This is a genomic window from Stappia stellulata DSM 5886 (genome assembly GCF_000423705.1).
Taxonomy (GTDB): Bacteria; Pseudomonadota; Alphaproteobacteria; order Rhizobiales; family Stappiaceae; genus Stappia; species Stappia stellulata.
The window spans coordinates 182,564-199,583 of record NZ_AUIM01000012.1; the positions used below are offsets into that span (position 1 = coordinate 182,564).

At 64.2% G+C, this 17,020-nt stretch carries 16 protein-coding genes; 6 read left to right on the plus strand and 10 right to left on the minus strand.

What is annotated here, in order from left to right; all coding sequences use genetic code 11:
- Positions 1-2 precede the first annotated feature (2 nt).
- The gene (locus tag G572_RS0110600) at positions 3-755 is read left to right on the plus strand and encodes an SDR family oxidoreductase (protein WP_029058457.1); all 753 of its coding nucleotides are present in this window, start codon (positions 3-5) and stop codon (positions 753-755) included.
- A 47-nt stretch (positions 756-802) separates the two neighbouring features.
- Here G572_RS0110600 and G572_RS0110605 read toward each other — a convergent pair whose 3' ends face one another.
- Both G572_RS0110605 and G572_RS0110610 read right to left on the minus strand, forming a co-directional pair.
- The gene (locus tag G572_RS0110605) at positions 803-2,356 is read right to left on the minus strand and encodes an alanine/glycine:cation symporter family protein (protein WP_029058458.1); all 1,554 of its coding nucleotides are present in this window, start codon (positions 2,354-2,356) and stop codon (positions 803-805) included.
- Between the two features lie 9 nt (positions 2,357-2,365).
- Positions 2,366-2,797, minus strand: a complete 432-nt coding sequence (locus G572_RS0110610; protein WP_245566200.1) for a universal stress protein — start codon at positions 2,795-2,797, stop codon at positions 2,366-2,368.
- A 193-nt stretch (positions 2,798-2,990) separates the two neighbouring features.
- Between G572_RS0110610 and G572_RS23420 the strand changes: the two genes are divergently transcribed.
- Entirely contained in the window at positions 2,991-3,476 is a 486-nt protein-coding gene (locus tag G572_RS23420) for an Lrp/AsnC family transcriptional regulator (protein WP_051242170.1), read from the plus strand.
- Positions 3,477-3,491: 15 nt separating this feature from the next.
- Here the strand turns inward: G572_RS23420 and G572_RS0110620 are convergent, their stop codons facing one another.
- From G572_RS0110620 to G572_RS0110630, 3 genes are all read right to left on the minus strand, one after another.
- Positions 3,492-4,745, minus strand: coding sequence for a diguanylate cyclase domain-containing protein (locus G572_RS0110620; RefSeq protein ID WP_029058460.1), 1,254 nt, complete (start codon positions 4,743-4,745; stop codon positions 3,492-3,494).
- Positions 4,746-4,925: 180 nt separating this feature from the next.
- Positions 4,926-5,561, minus strand: coding sequence for a CoA transferase subunit B (locus G572_RS0110625; RefSeq protein ID WP_029058461.1), 636 nt, complete (start codon positions 5,559-5,561; stop codon positions 4,926-4,928).
- A gap of 20 nt (positions 5,562-5,581) precedes the next feature.
- Complete coding sequence (locus G572_RS0110630) at positions 5,582-6,277, minus strand: CoA transferase subunit A (RefSeq protein WP_029058462.1); 696 nt, start codon at positions 6,275-6,277, stop codon at positions 5,582-5,584.
- Between the two features lie 237 nt (positions 6,278-6,514).
- Here G572_RS0110630 and G572_RS0110635 point away from each other — a divergent pair, with 237 nt between their 5' ends.
- On the plus strand, positions 6,515-8,266 hold the full coding sequence (locus G572_RS0110635) for an AsmA family protein (RefSeq protein WP_037546493.1): 1,752 nt from the start codon (positions 6,515-6,517) through the stop codon (positions 8,264-8,266).
- Between the two features lie 104 nt (positions 8,267-8,370).
- Complete coding sequence (locus tag G572_RS0110640) at positions 8,371-8,604, plus strand: DUF6460 domain-containing protein (protein WP_037546495.1); 234 nt, start codon at positions 8,371-8,373, stop codon at positions 8,602-8,604.
- A gap of 14 nt (positions 8,605-8,618) precedes the next feature.
- Here the strand turns inward: G572_RS0110640 and G572_RS0110645 are convergent, their stop codons facing one another.
- From G572_RS0110645 to G572_RS0110665, 5 genes are all read right to left on the minus strand, one after another.
- Positions 8,619-9,440, minus strand: a complete 822-nt coding sequence (locus G572_RS0110645) for an ABC transporter permease (protein WP_029058465.1) — start codon at positions 9,438-9,440, stop codon at positions 8,619-8,621.
- A 31-nt stretch (positions 9,441-9,471) separates the two neighbouring features.
- A complete protein-coding gene (locus tag G572_RS0110650; protein ID WP_425423431.1) occupies positions 9,472-10,434 on the minus strand; it encodes an ABC transporter permease subunit in 963 nt (320 codons plus the stop codon).
- A 58-nt stretch (positions 10,435-10,492) separates the two neighbouring features.
- Positions 10,493-11,641, minus strand: coding sequence for an ABC transporter ATP-binding protein (locus G572_RS0110655; RefSeq protein ID WP_029058467.1), 1,149 nt, complete (start codon positions 11,639-11,641; stop codon positions 10,493-10,495).
- 226 nt (positions 11,642-11,867) lie between these two features.
- The gene (locus G572_RS0110660; RefSeq protein WP_029058468.1) at positions 11,868-12,959 is read right to left on the minus strand and encodes a polyamine ABC transporter substrate-binding protein; all 1,092 of its coding nucleotides are present in this window, start codon (positions 12,957-12,959) and stop codon (positions 11,868-11,870) included.
- 250 nt (positions 12,960-13,209) lie between these two features.
- The gene (locus G572_RS0110665; protein WP_029058469.1) at positions 13,210-14,601 is read right to left on the minus strand and encodes a glutamine synthetase family protein; all 1,392 of its coding nucleotides are present in this window, start codon (positions 14,599-14,601) and stop codon (positions 13,210-13,212) included.
- A 114-nt stretch (positions 14,602-14,715) separates the two neighbouring features.
- Between G572_RS0110665 and G572_RS0110670 the strand changes: the two genes are divergently transcribed.
- A complete protein-coding gene (locus tag G572_RS0110670; protein ID WP_084650033.1) occupies positions 14,716-15,429 on the plus strand; it encodes a GntR family transcriptional regulator in 714 nt (237 codons plus the stop codon).
- A gap of 129 nt (positions 15,430-15,558) precedes the next feature.
- The gene (locus G572_RS0110675) at positions 15,559-16,956 is read left to right on the plus strand and encodes a glutamine synthetase family protein (RefSeq protein WP_029058471.1); all 1,398 of its coding nucleotides are present in this window, start codon (positions 15,559-15,561) and stop codon (positions 16,954-16,956) included.
- The last annotated feature ends 64 nt before the right edge of the window (positions 16,957-17,020 follow it).

Consider the following 17,020-nt stretch of genomic DNA (forward strand, 5'->3'; position numbering starts at 1 on the left):
ACATGGGTGGACGTCTTGCGGGCAAGGTGGCGATCGTCACCGGCGCGGGGTCGGGTTTCGGCGAGGGCATCGCGAAGCTCTACGCCGGCGAGGGGGCTTCGGTGATTGTCGCCGACGTGAACGGCGAAACGGCCGCGCGCGTCGCCGGCGAGATCGGCGCGAGCGCCCATGCCGTGACCGCGGATGTGGGCAGGCGCGCGGACGTCGAGGCAATGTGCCGGGCCGCGCAGGAGCGCTTCGGCGGGCTGGATGTTCTCGTAAACAACGCCGGCTGCACCCACTGCAACGGCTCGTTGATGGAGGTCGACGAGGACACTTTCGACAGGGTCTTCGCGGTCAATGCCAAGGCGATTTATCTGGCGACCCAGGCGGCGGTGCCGATGCTGAAGGCGCGCGGCGGCGGCGTGATCCTCAACACAGCCTCGACGGCGGGCCTGAGGCCGCGTCCGGGGCTTGTCTGGTACAATGCGTCCAAGGGCTGGGCGATCACCGCGACCAAATCCATGGCCGTCGAGCTTGCTCCCGACAACATCCGCGTCAATGCGCTCTGCCCGGTCGCGGGGGAGACCGGCATGCTGCCGATGTTCCTGGGAGAGGACACGCCGGAAAAGCGGGCGCAATTCGTCGCCAGCATTCCGTTGGGGCGTCTGGCGCAGCCGCGCGATATCGCCAATGCCGCGTTGTGGCTCGCCTCGGACGACGCGGATTTCATCACCGGCGTGGCACTGGAGGTCGATGGCGGGCGCTGTATCTGAGCGCGGGAGAAAAGGGCAAGGCACGCTGACGCGCCTTGCCCCGTGTCTTACTTCTTGAACTTGCGGATTTCGCCGTTGGCGAGCCGGGTGCTGTAGGAATTCAGCTCCTTCTTGACAATCTTCATCAGGAAGTAAATCGCGAAGATGTTCACCACGGCCATGGAGAAGATCGCCGCATCGGAGAAGTCGATCACAGGGCCGAGGCTGGCGGCGGCGCCGATGACGATGAAGATGCAGAAGATCACCTTGAATATCAACTCGGTCGTCTTTCCTTCCCCGAACAGATAGGTCCAGGCCTTCAGGCCGTAGTAGGACCAGGAAATCATGGTCGAGAAGGCGAAGAGCACCACCGCGAGCGCCAGGACATAGGGGAACCACGAAATCGTCGACCCGAAGGCGGCGGAGGTCAGTGCGACGCCCGAGGTGTCGCCGATCGTCTTGATCGAGCCGCCGGCCTCATTGAGGATGAACTGCCCCGTTGCCGGATCGGTGATCAACTGGCCCGAAATGGTGATGACCAGGGCGGTCATCGTGCAGATCACCACCGTGTCGATCAGCGGTTCCAGCAAGGACACGAAGCCTTCCGTGATCGGCTCTTTGGTGCGAACGGCGGAATGCGCGATGGCTGCCGAGCCGACGCCGGCTTCATTGGAGAAGGCGGCCCGCTTGAAGCCCTGGATCAGGGCGCCGACAAGCCCGCCGGCGACGCCGAGACCCGTGAAGGCGCCAGCGAAAATCTGGCCAAAGGCCCAGCCGATCTTGTCGTAGTTGACGAGCAGGATGATCAGCGCCGCGCCGACATAGAGAATGCCCATGAAGGGGACGACCTTTTCCGTCACCCGGGCAATCGACTTGATGCCGCCGACGATCACCGCGAAGACGATGGCGGCGAACACGATGCCCGTGATCCAGCCTGGATAGTCGCCGACGATGCCGGCGATCTGGGCATGCGCCTGGTTGGCCTGGAACATGTTGCCGCCGCCAAGCGCACCCAGGATGCAGAACACGGAAAACATGACGGCGAGAAACTTGCCGCCGGGAAGGCCGAGTTCCGTGAACCCTTTCGACATGTAATACATCGGTCCGCCGGAGACGGTGCCGTCGGGATACTCGTTGCGATACTTCACGCCGAGCGTGCATTCGGTGAACTTCGAGGCCATTCCCATGAGGCCCGCGAGGATCATCCAGAAAGTGGCGCCCGGTCCGCCGATGCCCACGGCAACCGCGACGCCCGCGATGTTGCCGAGCCCGACGGTGCCCGACAAGGCGGTGGCCAGGGCCTGGAAGTGGCTGACCTCGCCCGCGTCCTTCGGGTCGGAATAATCGCCCTTCACCAGCGCGATGGCATGGCCGAAGAAGCGGAACTGGACCAGCCCGAAATAGACGGTGAACACCGAGGCCGCGACGACGAGCCACAGCACGATCCAGGGAAAGGCGGTTCCGGGAAAAGGAGCGAAAATGAAATTGACGAAGGGCCCGGTAACGGCCGCGAAGGTTTGATTGACCTGCTGGTCGATCGACATTGCCTCCTGGGCAAGGGCGGGAGCGGACAGGCCGAAAGCGGCAGCCTGGGCGAGAAGGAGCTTGCTGAAATTCTTCATGACTTCACCTCAGACCACGACGGTGACGGGCACGCTGGCGCTCATCACCAGGTTCGATGTCGCGCTTCCGAAGATGCGCCTGGTGAAGCCGCCCTCGGAGGACCGCCCGACGATGATCTGGTCGGCGCCCTGTTCCTCCGCGAGCGTGTTCAGCGTCTCCGCCACGTCGCCGTGACGAACGATGCCGCTGGCCGCAAATCCGGCATCGCGAAGGCTTTTTACGGCCGGGTCGATGATCCTGCTTGTCGCGGTGGAGAGTTCCTCTTCGCGCCGCTTGTGGCGCTCGGCGTTTTCCTCCTGGGTCTGGAACGAGTAGGGCGACCACTCGATGACGTAGGCGGCAACGAGTTCGCAGTCCCCGATCTGCTTCGCAAGTACCTGGGCATGCGCCATTGCGCGCTCGCCCGATCCGTGGCCGTCCAGGCCGATCAACAGTTTCATTCCCATTTCTTCCTCCTGAATACAGGGTTCCCCGATGGTCAGTTCAAAGCAAAGGTGCGGGCGCGGTTGGAGTCCGCGTCTCTTGCAACCTTGGCGATTCATTATAGGAAAAAAGACTGGTTGATGTGCCTTTTATTAGGCTGTATTAAGGAAAATAACCTAAAAATCAGGAATAAATAGGCAATAAGGCTAAATGGCTAGGCTTTTGGATTCCATCGACCGGCGCATACTGGACGAGCTTCAACGGGATGGACGGCTTTCCATCGTTGAACTGGCAGACCGGGTGGGACTTACGAAAACGCCCTGTGCCCAGCGGGTCCGGCGCCTGGAAAACTCCGGCGTGATCAGCGGTTACAGTGCAAAGCTCGATCCGGTCGAGGTCAACATGAACCACGTCACGATCGTCCAGGTGAACATGATGCAGACCGTCGACACCTCGCTGGACGACTTCAACGAGGCGGTGAAGCGCATCCCGGAAATCCAGACCTGCATGATGATCGCCGGATCATTCGACTATCTGCTTCAGGTTCGCACACGCGACATCGCCCATTTTCGGGCCTTGCTTGGCGAGGAGATCAGCAAGCTGCCGAATGTCATGCAGACGCATTCCTTCGCCGTTCTGGAAACGGTGAAGAACAGCGAGGTCATCGAAATGGCCGAGGAGCACTCGCGGGTGTAGCGGACGCCGTGGCGCCTATGAGGCGACGACGCGGTCCCGGCCGGCGGATTTGGCCGCATAAAGCTGGATATCGGCGGCATGAAGGGCATCTTCCAGTGTCTCCGCGCCGCCGTCGTCGAGGCCGATGCTCAAGGTGACGGTTCCGATCCTGCACAGCGATCCGTCGGAGCTTGTCAGGGCGCGCATGCGCAGGCGCAGATCGTCCAGGAAGCGGGCGCAGGCGTCAGGAGCCAGGTCGGGCAGGATGACGCAGAATTCGTCTCCTCCCAGACGGGCGGGGAATGCTTGCGGCGGGCAGCAGTCGGCAAGCGCGCGCCCGAAGGCCTTGATCAGGGCGTCGCCGGCCTCGTGGCCATGGGTGTCGTTCACACTCTTGAAGCGGTCGATATCGATGGAGGCCACCCGCGCGCCAGCGCCCCTGTGGCGGGCCGCGTCGAAGATCCCGCGCCCCTGGGAAAACAGGTGACGCCGGTTGGAGAGGCCGGTGAGCGCATCGCGGTGGGCCATGTCGGCCAGCGCCTGGATCCGGTCGAGCGTGTCGAGGTTTTGCGAGATCCGGAGCATGAATTCTTCCGGAGTGCATGACTTCGGCAGAAAGTCGTTGGCTCCGGACTTGAGGAAGCGGGCGATGATCTCCGGTCCCGCCTGTCCCGACAGGCCGATCACGGCAAGTTCATGCATGCCGTAACGGGCCCGCAGGTTGCGCAGCAGGTCAAAACCGTCGGTGCTCGGCATGAGGTAGTCGAGCACCACCAGCCGGAGATTGGGAAGCGTGTCGATCAGTGCGAGCGCGGCCGTGTGATCGACCGCCGTGTGGACGTTGAGCTGGTAGAGCCTGAGCCGCCGCGCCACGATCTCCAGGTCGACGCGGCTGTCGTCCACCACCAGCGCATCGATCCTGCGGTTGGCGTAGACGCGCTGCACCAGTGTGGTGACATAGGCAAGGCTGGAGGCATTGTCCTTCAGGATATAGTCGACCACGCCCTTGGCGAGCAGGGTGTCGCGCAGCCGCTCGTCGAACCGGCCGGAGAACACGATGGTCGGCAGACAGGCCGCCATGGTGACGTCGACGATTTCGCCGTCTGGCGCATCGGGAAGCGTCAGGTCGACAAGGGCGACATCCAGGGTGATCGCCGGATCCGCGATCACCCGTTCCGCGTCGGCGCGCGTTGGCACCGAGATCACGTCGAGCCCTGCGGACGTGCTGAGCTGGCGCTTGATCACCCGTTCGAAGAACGGCGTGTCTTCAACAAGGAGAACCTGTCCCATGGCGCATTCTTTCGGTCCTGTGCCGCTCCCGCGACAATGGGAACAATCGTCCTCGAGCGGTTAAGGAAACGTGCATCGGCGGCGGAAGGTTTCACGACGTGATCGCCGTACAACAGAAAACGGCCGGGCACGCGTTGCGCCCGGCCGTCTGTCGTCGATACAAGACTGTCGGGTGCCGCCTCAGGCGGGAACCTTGACCTTCGCCTTGGTGTTGGCGAGCACGTCCTCGATGGTGACGTCGGGAGCCAGTTCAACCACGTCCAGGCCGTCGTCGGTGACGTCGAAGACACCGAAGTTGGTGATGATGCGGTTGACGCATTTCACGCCGGTCAGCGGCAGGGTGCATTCCGGCAGCAGCTTGGGATCGCCGGCCTTGGAGGTGTGATCCATGATCACCACAACGCGCTTGACGCCGGCGACCAGATCCATCGCGCCGCCCATGCCCTTGACCATCTTGCCCGGGATCATCCAGTTCGCCAGATCGCCGGTCTCCGACACTTCCATGGCGCCGAGAATGGCCATGTCGATGTGGCCGCCCCGGATCATCGCGAAGCTGTCGGCGGACGAGAAGAAGCTCGTCTGGGGCAGCTCGGTGATCGTCTGCTTGCCGGCGTTGATCAGGTCGGGGTCGATCTCGTCCTCGGTCGGGAACGGGCCCATGCCGAGCATGCCGTTTTCCGACTGGAGCGTCACGTGGACGCCCTCGGGAATATAGTTGGACACCAGCGTCGGAATGCCGATGCCGAGGTTCACGTAGAAGCCGTCTTCCAGCTCCTGCGCCGCGCGCCGAGCCATGTCATCGCGAGTCCAGGCCATGTCTGTTCTCCTTCGTTTTCTCAGGCTGAGCGCACGGTGCGCTTTTCGATGCGCTTCTCGTGGGTGCCCACGATGATGCGGTCAACGAAAATGCCCGGCGTGTCGATGTGGTCGGGGTTGAGTTCGCCGATCTCGACGACTTCCTCGACCTCCACGACCGTGATCTTGCCGGCGGTGGCCATCTCGGGATTGAAGTTGCGGGCGGTCTTGCGGAAGACGAGGTTGCCTTCCTTGTCCGCCTTCCAGGCCTTGATCAGCGAGAGGTCGGCAACCAGGCCGGTCTCAAGGATGTAGGTCTCGCCGTTGAAGTCCTTGTGTTCCTTGCCTTCGGCAATCAGCGTGCCGACACCGGTCTTGGTGTAGAAACCGGGGATGCCGGCGCCGCCGGCGCGGCAACGCTCCGCCAGAGTGCCCTGCGGGTTGAACTCCAGCTCGAGCTCTCCGTTCAGGTACTGGCGCTCGAATGTTGCATTCTCGCCGACGTAGGAGGAGATCATCTTCTTGATCTGACGGGTCTGCAGGAGAAGCCCGAGGCCGAAGTCGTCGACGCCGGCGTTGTTGGAGATCGCGGTGATTTCCTTCGCGCCATTGTCCCGCAGCGCGACAATCAGGTTCTCGGGAATGCCGCACAGGCCGAAACCGCCGGCCATGATCGTCATTCCGTCGAAAGTTACGCCCTCAAGCGCGGAAGCCGCGTCGGGGTAGATCTTATTCATAGGGATCTCCTTGCATCGGATGAATGCCGGGCGTTCGTCCCAACATGAACCGCTCGTCAGGGGCTTGTGATAACGCCAGAGGCCGCGCACCTCAAGCGCCAAGCGCAGACCGTCCGGTTCCGGACGCCGTCGACGCGGCTTTCGCCTTGAATCATCGCACGATAGAGCCTATTCCCGCACCAGGGGTCGTGCAGCGCGCTCGACGCTCGCCCCCCGCCGGCACAATCGGATCAGGACATGAAACGTCTTCTCGCGTCACTCGCTGCGGTGCTTGTGCTGGGTGCGGTCCTGGTCAGCGCCCCGGCGTTTCTGATTTCCACAGACGCTGCGCGTGCGCGTATAGAAGCGGAGCTTTCCGCCTGGTTCGGCGCGCAGGTGCGTGTCGGCGCACCGCCGCGGGTGGCTGTTTTGCCGCGTCTCAGTCTTGCGCTCGACGACGTCAGCCTGCGGGGAGAGGGCTGGAGCCTGACGGATGCGAGCCTGAGGGCGCGCCTCGATCTGTCCGCGCTTCTGGGCGGAACCACCCGTCTTGCCTCGCTCGTCATTGAAAACCCGCAAATCCGCATCGCTGTGCCGTCGGAAGCGCGCCCCCAGGCGGCGATGGCGGCCGGTCGCGCGTTGCAACGTATCTTGCGTCATCCGCTCACCGTTTCGAATGGCGTTTTGCGAATCGGCGAGGCAAGCGACCCGCTCTTGCGCGAGATCGCGCTGCGGCTTGCCTCGGACGGAGACGGCGCGAGTGTTCGTGGCGCCTTCCTGTTCGCCGACCAGCGGGTCGAGGCCTCCCTGGCGCTGGCAGACACCGCGGTGCTTGCCGGGCAGGGTGCCGGCAGCGTGGTCGCAAGTCTTGCCTCGTCGCTGGCCACGCTGCGCGTCGATGCCATGGCGGGCAAGGGCGGCGCGTCGCACCTCTCGGGAAGTTTCGACCTGTCCACAAGCGATCTGCGCGGCCTGCTGGAGCGGTTCGGTCATGCGCCGGTCGGTGACGCCGCCCTCGGGGTCGCGCGCGTGTCGGGAACCGGATCCGCCTCGCTCTCCGCGCTCGAACTCGATACGGCGCGGGTCGAGCTCGACGGCAATTCCGGCGAGGGGCGCCTGGCGTTGTACGACGGCCACGAGCACCCCCGGCTCGAAGGCACGCTGGCCTTCGAGCGGCTCGATCTGTCCGCCTATCTGCCGGAAGTCCAGGGCGTCGCGCCGGACCCGGACGCGCCGGGGCCGGACTGGCACCGCGTGCCGCTCTATCGGCTGTTGTCGCGCATGGATATCGATTTGCGTCTCTCGACCGCGCGTCTGGTCGCGGGAGAGCTGGAAACCGGTCCGAGTGCCGTGTCGCTGTTGCTGCGCGACGGTGACCTGTCGGTCAACCTGAGCGAGACGCAAGTGGCCGGCGGAACGGGGACGCTGACCGTGCGGGCCCGGCCCGAGACGGAAAGCGGCTATGCCGCGAGCGCGATGCTCATCGGCGAGGATCTGGCCCTCGCGGAAGTCGCCCTGCCCGAAGACGGCCCGCAGTTCGCGGCCGGCAGGGTGCGCGTCCGCATGGACGTGACCGCCCGCGGCGCGACGCTGGCGCATCTTGCCCGGAGCTATCGCGCGGCCATTGCCGCGGATGCGAAAGACATCGAGATCCAAGGCGGCGATCTCGATAGGACGATGGACAGCCTTCTCGCGGGCGAGACCGCGCAGGAGGCCGGCAGCGTGTCACGTTTCGATACGGTTGCCGCGCGGCTCGAGCTGGATGCCGAAGCCTTGCGTGTGAGCGAATTCGATGCGCGAACACCCCGTCACCGGCTGGTCCTTTCGGGCCGGATCGCACGTGCCGACAGCGGGGTTGCGCTGCGTGGATCGGTCGGCCAGCGCCGAGACGACCCGGCAGACGCGACCGCGCCGCCGGCGAAGACGATGCCGGTCCTTGTGCGCGGCACGCTCATGGCCCCGCGCCTTCTGCCCGACATGACCGGTCTGAAGGGCCCGCCGGACCGCTAGGGAATGGCCCGTCGTCCGGTTGACGGCATGGCTTCGCGTGGCCCGCCGGCTCGTGTATGAAAGAGCTGTAAGCTCAAGGGCCGGGGGCGGATTTCTTGCTGCGAATGCTGTCGACACTGTTGAAGATCGGGCTTGCCTCGCTCCTGACCGGCGCGGTGCTGGCCGAATTCGACGTGTCCGCGCAGGATCTTCTGGCGCAAGCCGGCCTCACACCGCAGGACATCGCCGATTTCGCCGTGCGGACCTACCGGTGGGCTTTGCCGAACATCATTCTCGGTTCGCTGATCGTTGTGCCTGTCTGGCTGGTGGTCTACCTGTTCCGGCCGCCGCGCGGCTAGGCCCGGGCCGTCCCTCAGGCCTGTGCCTCGGCCTGGCGCATGTCGCGTTCCTTCAGCACTTCCTGGCGCTTGGTGACGATTGAGGCGGTGACGACGATCACCGTCACCAGCCCGACCAAAATGGTACAGACCGCATTGATTTCCGGTGTCACGCCAAGGCGTACCTGCGAATAGATCTTCATCGGCAGGGTGGTGGCTTCCGGCCCCGTGGTGAAACTTGCGATCACCAGATCGTCGAGCGAGAGGGTGAAGGCCAGCATCCATCCGGCGATGACGCCGGGCAGGATGATCGGCAGTGTCACGGAGAAGAAGGTGCGCAGTGGCGGGCACCCCAGATCCTGGGCCGCTTCCTCCAGCGCCCGGTCGAAGCCGGCGAGCCGCGACTGCACCACCACGGCGACGTAGCACATGGCAAAGGTCGTATGCGCGATCATGATGGTCCAGAAGCCGCGGGCCTGGTCGACGGCGACGAAGAGCAACAGCAGCGACAGGCCGAGGATCACCTCCGGCATGACCAGCGGTGCGTAGACCATGCCCGAAAACAGGGTTCGCCCGACAAAGCGGCCGGAGCGTGCCAGCACGATGGCGGCGAGCGTGCCGAGCGCCGTGGCAAGCGTCGCGGAGAAGAAGGCCACACGCACCGTCACCCAGGCGGCGTCGAGGAGCTGCTGGTTGGAGAGCAGTTCTACATACCACTTGGTGGAAAAGCCGCCCCAGACCGTGACCAGTCGGGATTCGTTGAACGAATAGATCACCAGAAGGACGATCGGCAGGTACAGGAAGGCGAATCCGAGCACCAGCGACGTCACGTTGAACCAGCTTGCCCCCTTGCGCATCAGCGCGGCCCTCCGGGTGTCGCGTTGCCGCTCATTGGCTCTTCTCCATGGCCTTTTGCTGCTGGTTCTGGAACAGCACGATCGGCACCACCAGAATGAGCAGCAGGATCACGGCAACAGCGGAGGAGACCGGCCAGTCGCGATTGGTGAAGAATTCCGTCCACAGGGTCTTGCCGATCATCAGCGTGTCCGAGCCGCCGAGCAGGTCGGGAATGACGAACTCGCCGACGGCGGGAATGAAGACGAGGAAGCATCCCGCGATGATGCCGGGCATGGAGAGCGGGACGGTGATGGTCCAGAAGGTGCGCCACGGCGGACAGCCCAGGTCGCCTGCCGCTTCCAGCAGGCTGATGTCGAGTTTTTCCAGGTTGGCGTAAAGCGGCAGAACCAGGAACGGCAGGTACGAATAGACGATGCCGATGTAGACGGCGATATTGGTGTTGAGGATCGTCAGCGGTTGGTCGATCACGCCGATCCACAGCAGCGCCTGGTTCAGCAGGCCCTCGTTCTTCAGGATACCGATCCAGGCGTAGACGCGGATCAGGAAGCTCGTCCAGAACGGAAGGATCACCAGCATCAGCAGGGTCGCGCGCCATTCCCTGGGCGCGCGCGCCATGCCGTAGGCGATCGGATAGCCGATGATCAGCGTGATCAGCGTCGAGGTCGCGGCGATCTTCACGCTGGAGAGATAGGATTTCCAGTAGAGGTCGTCCTGGGTCAGCCAGATGTAGTTTTCCAGGGAAAACGCCCCGACCGCGTCCACCACGTTGGACCAGCCCTCAGCCAGGTCGATGGTCGGAAGATAGGGCGGGATCGCGACGGCGATTTCCGACAGGGAAATCTTGAAGACGATGAAGAAGGGCGCGAGGAAGAAGACGATCAGCCAGGCGTAGGGAAGGGCGATCAGGAGCCACCCGCCGGCGCTGCGCCTTCGACGGGGCGGGCGCGGAATGTCGCTGCCGGCTGCGGTGGTTGCGACTGACGTCCTGTCCACGCTTGTCATCTGCCGGTCCCTTCGTTCGAAAATGCGCCGGACGTCGCCATGGTGCGGGTCATCGGGTCAGAACGACGCCGGCGTCGCGGTCCCAGGAGAGCCAGACCTTGTCCTCCCAGCTCATCGGGCGTTCCACCACGCGCGAGCGGTTGGCGACCGTCGCGCGCACCGTTTCCTCCTCGGCGATATGCGTGTGGTAGATCGAGACATCGCCGAGATAGCCGATGTCCCAGACCTCGCCGGTGAGCCGGTTTGCAGGACCCTCCGGTTCATCGAAGGAAATCCGCACCTTTTCCGGGCGGATCGCGAACCACACCGTCTCGCCGATGCCGGCCTCGACCGATTGCGCAACCTCGATGGCGCAATCGAACAGCGGCGCGTGCAGCTTCGTCATTTCGCCGTTGCGCGCCACGACCTTGCATTCCATGAGGTTGATATCGCCGATGAAATCCGCGACGAAACGCGAGTTCGGCACCTCGTAGATCTCCGAGGGCGTCGCGATCTGCACGATCCGGCCCTTATCCATCACCGCGATGCGGTCGGCCATGGTCATGGCCTCTTCCTGATCGTGGGTGACGATCACGAAGGTCATGCCGAGGTCCTGTTGCAGGTCGGTGAGTTCGAACTGTGTTTCCTCGCGCAGCTTGCGGTCGAGCGCGCCGAGCGGTTCGTCGAGGAGCAGCACCTTCGGTTTCTTGGCGAGCGAGCGGGCCAGCGCCACGCGCTGGCGCTGGCCGCCGGAAAGCTGGTGCGGCTTGCGTTTGGCGAAGTCCTGGAGCTTGACGAGCGAGAGCATTTCCTCGACACGGCCGGCGATCTCGGCTCTCGGCATGCCTTCCTGCTTGAGGCCGAAGGCGACGTTCGCCTCCACGCTCATATGCGGAAACAGCGCATAGGACTGGAACATCATGTTGACCGGGCGCCGATGCGGCGGGACGCCGGCCAGGTTCTGCCCGTCGAGAAAGATCTCGCCCGCGTTGGGGGTCTCGAAACCGGCGAGCATGCGCATCATCGTGGTCTTGCCGCAGCCCGAGCCACCGAGAAGGGCGAAGAACTCGCGCTCGTGGATCTTCAGGCTGAGGTTGTCGACGGCGGTGAAGTCGCCGAATTTCTTGGTGACGTTGCGGAATTCGATATAGGGCCGGGCCTGGGGATCGTCCCAGGGTGCGAAGTCGCGGCGGATCGGTCCGATCGGTTTCTTGGCCAAGCTCAACCCCTCCCGAGTGGAGCGAATTTGACATTTGAACCCCGTTGGTGGCGAGGCTCCCGCTCAAATGTCAAATTCAACGGCTCCACGAAAGCCATGTATTTATCTGGTGGTTCTTTTGATCCCGACATTTGCTGCGAGGGTGCCCCAAGGGGAGGCAAATGTCGCAATAGAACCACCAGCGGACGTCGTCGGGAGGCCCGTGGTCCGGGCCTCCCGCACACACTCACTGTCCGGTCTTGACCTTTGTCCACTCCCGGGTGCGGGCCCGCATGGCGCGCGGCGACTTGGTGGTGGTGGAGAAGAGGTTGTCGACCGTCTCCTCGCTCGGATAGATCGCCGGATCCTCGAGCACTTCCGTGTCGACGAATTCCTGGCTCGCCTTGTTGCCATTGGCGTAGAATACGTAGTTCGTCGCCTTGGCAACCACGTCGGGGCGCATGATGTAGTCGAGGAAGACATGCGCTTCCTCGGTGTGCGGCGCATCGGCGGGGATCGCCATGTTGTCGAACCACATCATCGCCCCTTCCTTGGGGATGGCATAGTTGACGGTCACGCCGTTGTCGGCCTCCGCGGCGCGGTCGCGGGCCTGAAGCACGTCGCCCGACCAGCCGATCGCCAGACAGATGTCGCCATTGGCGAGCGCATTGATGTACTCGGAGGAATGGAACTTCTGGATGTAGGGGCGCACCTTCATCAGGAGTTCCGTGGCCTTCTTGAAGTCTTCCGGATTGTCGCTGTCCGGGTCGAGGCCGAGGTAATTGAGCGCGGCCGGAAAGATCTCGTCGGCCGTGTCGAGCATGTGCACGCCGCAATCGGCGAACTTCGAGACGACCTCGGGATCGAAGATCATGTCCCAGCTGTCGACCGGCGCGTCGGGCATGCGTTCCTTGATCTTCTCGACGTTGTAGCCGAGGCCGGTGGTGCCCCACATGTAGTTGATGGCATATTCGTTGCCCGGGTCGAACTTCTCGATGCGCTGCATGATCTGCGGCCAGAGATTGTCGTGGTTCTCCAGCTTCGACTTGTCGAGCTTCTGGAAGACGCCGGCCTGGATCTGGCGGCCGAGGAAGGTGCCCGTCGGCACGACGACGTCGTAGCCGGTGCCGCCGGCGAGCAGCTTCGTCTCAAGCATCTCGTTGCTGTCGAAGACGTCGTAAACAACCTTGATCCCGGTTTCCTTGGTGAAATCCTTCAGGATGGATTCGTCGATATAGTCCGACCAGTTGAACACACGCACGGTGCGCTCCTGCGCCGACGCCGTGCCGATCGCCAGGGCGCTTGCGAGCGCCACCCCCGTCAAGAAAAGCTTCTTCATCCCGTTCACCTCCGTTTGGCCCGTGAGCCGGTTTCCGGCCCTGGGCGTTCCGCTCTGTTTGGTGTCCGCGCGCCGGTCTTTGCGGCCGTCTTGTTCTGCGGACCGGCCATCCGCGGGCGGACATGCCCCGCCGGCAGCCTAGAAGCATTTCGCCCGCCGCCTCAAGGGGTGGCGGCGGGCATGCCGTGGAATTCACCGTTTCGCCAACAACTTCCCCCTTGCGTTTGCCGTCGCGAAACGGCACCGCCCGTCAAAGATACGTCTGGCGCTCCAGCGTCGATATTTCGCGCCCGAATGCGAAGAGCTCGTGACGCTTGATGTCGGTAAGCACCTTGTGCATCTCCTCGCCCACCGCTTTCTTCATCTTCTCCGATGCCTCGAAGGCGTCGATCGCCTCGTCCATCCAGGGCGTGAGCCGGGGCGCCGTCTTCTCATAGGCGTTGCCGTCGACGGGCGGGGGCGGCGGCACTTCGCCAAGAACGCCCTCCATCATGCCGGCCAGAACGCCGGTGAGGACGAGATAGGGGTTGGCGTCGGCACCGGCGATCCGGTGCTCGACGCGCGCCGATTCCGGCGTGCCCGCGGGCACGCGGAGCGCCACCGAACGGTTGTCGTGGCCCCAGCAAATCGACGTCGGCGCATAGGATCCGGGCTGCATGCGCCGGAAGCCGTTGAAGGTGGAGACGAACAGCAGATGTGCCTCCGGCATCGTGTCGAGCAGGCCCTTGATGGCATAGCCGAGCCGCGTCTCGCCAGTGTCGGGATTGGCGAAGACGTTGCCGTTGCCGTCTTCCAGCGAGCAATGCACATGCATGCCGTTTCCGGGCCATTCCACGAAGGGCTTGGCCATGAAGGAGGCTTTCAGATTGTGCTTGCGCGCCACGCCCGCGACCAGCCGGCGCAACAGCACCGCATCATCGGCGGCGCGCAGCGGATCGCGGCGATAGTGAAGGTTGAGCTCGAACTGCCCGGGTGCGGCTTCCGACACGGCCGCGTCGGCGGGAATGTCCTGCGCGTCGGCGGATCGGCGGATCTCGTCGACCAGCGGCATGAAAGCCTCAAGGTCGGAGAGCGCATACATGTTCTGGCGCGCCGGGCCGAGGTGGGTCGAAAACACCGGCTGCGGCGCGCCGCTCCAGTCGCCGTCGTCCTGATCCTCGAACAGGTAGAATTCCAGCTCGAAGGCGGCGGTGGCGGTCAGGCCATGGGTGCCGAGCAGGTTTGTCATGCGCGCCAATACATGGCGCGGATCGCACAGGAAGGCGCCGCCGTCGCGGTCGTGCATGGACAAAAGCACCTGCGCCGTCGGCCGCGCCGCCCAGGGCACGGAACGCAGCGTGCCGGGCACGGGCCAGCACACGCCGTCCTTGTCGCCGGTCTCGATGTGCATGCCGGTTTCCTCGACCTCGCGACCCCAGACATCCAGCCCGAAGAGCGAGAAGGGCAGCGCAACGCCGTTCTCGAACACCTTGCGCAGCGCGCTGCCAGGCAGCCACTTGCCCCTGAGCACGCCGTTGCTGTCCGGCAGGATCACTTCCAGCGTGTCCAGATCGGGATGCTCGGCCTCGAAGCGCGCAAGCTCCTCCTGCCAGGCATCGCCAGTGTCCGGACGCGCCCAGGCGGAACGGGACGTGTGAAGCATGAAATCCTCCAGGAGGTCGGGCCGTCGCGGCCACGACAATTGCCGATTGGGTAAAAATGTGATCACGTAGAGACGACCCTGTCAAGCAAGCCCGTTCGGAGGACCGCGACCGCGATGCCCGTTTCCCCTTCCCAGCATGCCGCACCGTCGAGCGATGTGGTGGCGCCGGCGCCGGCGCCGCGCCGGTCCGTTCGCGACGAAGTGGAGCAAAGCCTGCGCGCCGGTCTCCTGTCCGGGCGTTTCGTGCCGGGCCATTCGGTCACCTTGCGCGGGCTGGCGCAGGAGCTGGGGGTCAGCCCCATGCCGGTGCGCGAGGCGGTGCGGGCGCTTTCGGCCGGAAACGCACTGGAAATCCGCAGCAACGGCCGCATCCAGGTGCCGCAAATGACACCGCAACGCTTGTCGGAGATCCTGACCGCACGGCTTCTGCTGGAACCCGAACTGGCGCTGGTCGCGGCTGAAAACCTTGATGCATCCGACGCCGTGGAGCTGCGCAAAATCGACGACCGGGTCGACGAAAGTCTCTCCGGCGGCGACGCGGAAACCTACATGCAGGAGAATTTCGCCTTTCATTTCCATATCTACCGGGCGGCCGGATCGCAGGTTCTGATGCCGCTTGTGGAAAGTCTCTGGTTGCAGTTCGCCCCCTTCATGCGCACGGTCTACGGGCGGGTCGGCACGGCGGCGCTCGACGATCACCACAAGGAGGCGATCGACGCGGTGCGCGGCCGCGACGCGAGGGGGCTGCGCGATGCCGTCGCCGCCGACATCCGCTGCGGCATGGAGCTGCTCGACCGCAGTTCAGGCGAGGGGCTGCAGGACGCGTAGCGGGGAGCTCCGGATTGACATTCGGGCAAATGTGATCACAAATTGGAGGGCCCTGGCTTGCCGCGCAGTCGGCGCCGGGGCGTGCGGCGCGGGACACCCGGCCGCCGTGCGAGGAAAGCAGGTGAAACCGTGAGCAAGAAAAAGAAACCTCAGCCGAAGATCGAGAGCCTGCGCGGCGTTGCCTCTCTGGAGGAGGCGAACACCTGGCTCATCGAGCGGGGCATCGAGGACATCGAGTGTATCGTGCCCGATCTCGCCGGGGTCGCGCGGGGCAAGATGATGCCGACGGAGAAGTTCTTCTCCGGTCCGGTGATGACCATGCCCTCCTCGATCTTCGCGCAGACGATTTCCGGCGACTATCCCCCGGATGACGACCGCTTCCAGCACAATCCGACGGACGGGGACCTGTTCTTCCGGGCCGATTATTCGACGCTGACCACCGTGCCGTGGGAAACCGACCCGACGGCGCAGCTCATTCACGACGCCTACACCCGCGACGGCATTCCGGTGGAAACCGCGCCGCGCAACGTGCTGAAGCGCGTGCTGCAGCTCTATGAAGACGAGGGCTGGGCGCCGATGGTCGCGCCGGAAATGGAATTTTATCTGGTCAAGCCGAACACCGATCCGGACTATCCGCTGGAACCGCCGACGGGCCGCTCCGGGCGTCCGGAAGTGGGGCGGCAGTCCTATTCGATCTCCGCCCTCAACGAGTTCGACGACCTGATCGACGACATCTACGACCTGTCGGAGGCCCAGGGGCTGGAGATCGACACGCTGATCCACGAGGAGGGCGCCGCGCAGATGGAGATCAACCTGCGCCACGGCCATCCGCTGGAGCTGGCCGACCAGGTGTTCCTGTTCAAGCGCACCATTCGCGAGTCGGCGCTGCGTCACAACATGTATGCCACCTTCATGGCCAAGCCGATGTCGAACCAGCCCGGCTCGTCGATGCATATCCATCAGTCGGTGGTGGATGCGAAGACCGGCAAGAACATCTTCTCGATGGACAACGGCGAGGCGAGCCGGGAATTCCTGTCCTTCATCGCCGGCCATCAGGCCTATCTGCCGGCGGTGACGTGCATCATGGCGCCCTATGTGAATTCCTATCGCCGTTACACGCGCGATTCCACGGCACCCGTGAACGTCTTCTGGGGCTACGACAACCGCACGGTCGGCCTGCGGGTTCCCAATTCCAAACCGGAAGCCCGGCGGCTGGAAAACCGCGTGCCGTCGTCGGATGCCAACCCCTATCTGGCGATTGCCGCCTCTCTTGCCTGCGGCTATCTCGGCATCAAGCAGAAGCTGACGCCGGACGAGCCGCGCACCGGCGATTCCAGCGACACGATGCACGCGCTGCCGCGCGGCCTGCTGGAGGCGGTGGCGAAGTTCGGCGAATGCGAGGAATTGCAGGATCTGTTCGGCGAGAAATTCGTCGCGACCTACCGGGCGATCAAGCAGGAGGAGTTCGAGACCTTCATGTCGGTGATCAGCCCCTGGGAACGCGAGTACCTGCTGCTCAACGTCTGAGCGGACGGGACGCGTTCCCCACACACCCCCATACGCGCCTGTTTCGCCACGGGCAGGCGCATAG

Bases quoted from the DNA above. Each gene is read 5' to 3' on its own strand.
- G572_RS0110610 (WP_245566200.1), bottom strand. From the start codon at position 2,797: ATGAAACTGTTGATCGGCCTGGACGGCCACGGATCGGGCGAGCGCGCA.
- G572_RS0110640 (WP_037546495.1), top strand. From the start codon at position 8,371: ATGCTGTCGACACTGTTGAAGATCGGGCTTGCCTCGCTCCTGACCGGC.
- G572_RS0110645 (WP_029058465.1), bottom strand. From the start codon at position 9,440: ATGCGCAAGGGGGCAAGCTGGTTCAACGTGACGTCGCTGGTGCTCGGA.
- G572_RS0110630 (WP_029058462.1), bottom strand. From the start codon at position 6,277: ATGAATAAGATCTACCCCGACGCGGCTTCCGCGCTTGAGGGCGTAACT.
- G572_RS0110660 (WP_029058468.1), bottom strand. From the start codon at position 12,959: ATGAAGAAGCTTTTCTTGACGGGGGTGGCGCTCGCAAGCGCCCTGGCG.
- G572_RS23420 (WP_051242170.1), top strand. From the start codon at position 2,991: ATGGCTAGGCTTTTGGATTCCATCGACCGGCGCATACTGGACGAGCTT.
- G572_RS0110605 (WP_029058458.1), bottom strand. From the start codon at position 2,356: ATGAAGAATTTCAGCAAGCTCCTTCTCGCCCAGGCTGCCGCTTTCGGC.
- G572_RS0110665 (WP_029058469.1), bottom strand. From the start codon at position 14,601: ATGCTTCACACGTCCCGTTCCGCCTGGGCGCGTCCGGACACTGGCGAT.
- G572_RS0110620 (WP_029058460.1), bottom strand. From the start codon at position 4,745: ATGGGACAGGTTCTCCTTGTTGAAGACACGCCGTTCTTCGAACGGGTG.
- G572_RS0110600 (WP_029058457.1), top strand. From the start codon at position 3: ATGGGTGGACGTCTTGCGGGCAAGGTGGCGATCGTCACCGGCGCGGGG.
- G572_RS0110635 (WP_037546493.1), top strand. From the start codon at position 6,515: ATGAAACGTCTTCTCGCGTCACTCGCTGCGGTGCTTGTGCTGGGTGCG.
- G572_RS0110625 (WP_029058461.1), bottom strand. From the start codon at position 5,561: ATGGCCTGGACTCGCGATGACATGGCTCGGCGCGCGGCGCAGGAGCTG.
- G572_RS0110670 (WP_084650033.1), top strand. From the start codon at position 14,716: ATGCCCGTTTCCCCTTCCCAGCATGCCGCACCGTCGAGCGATGTGGTG.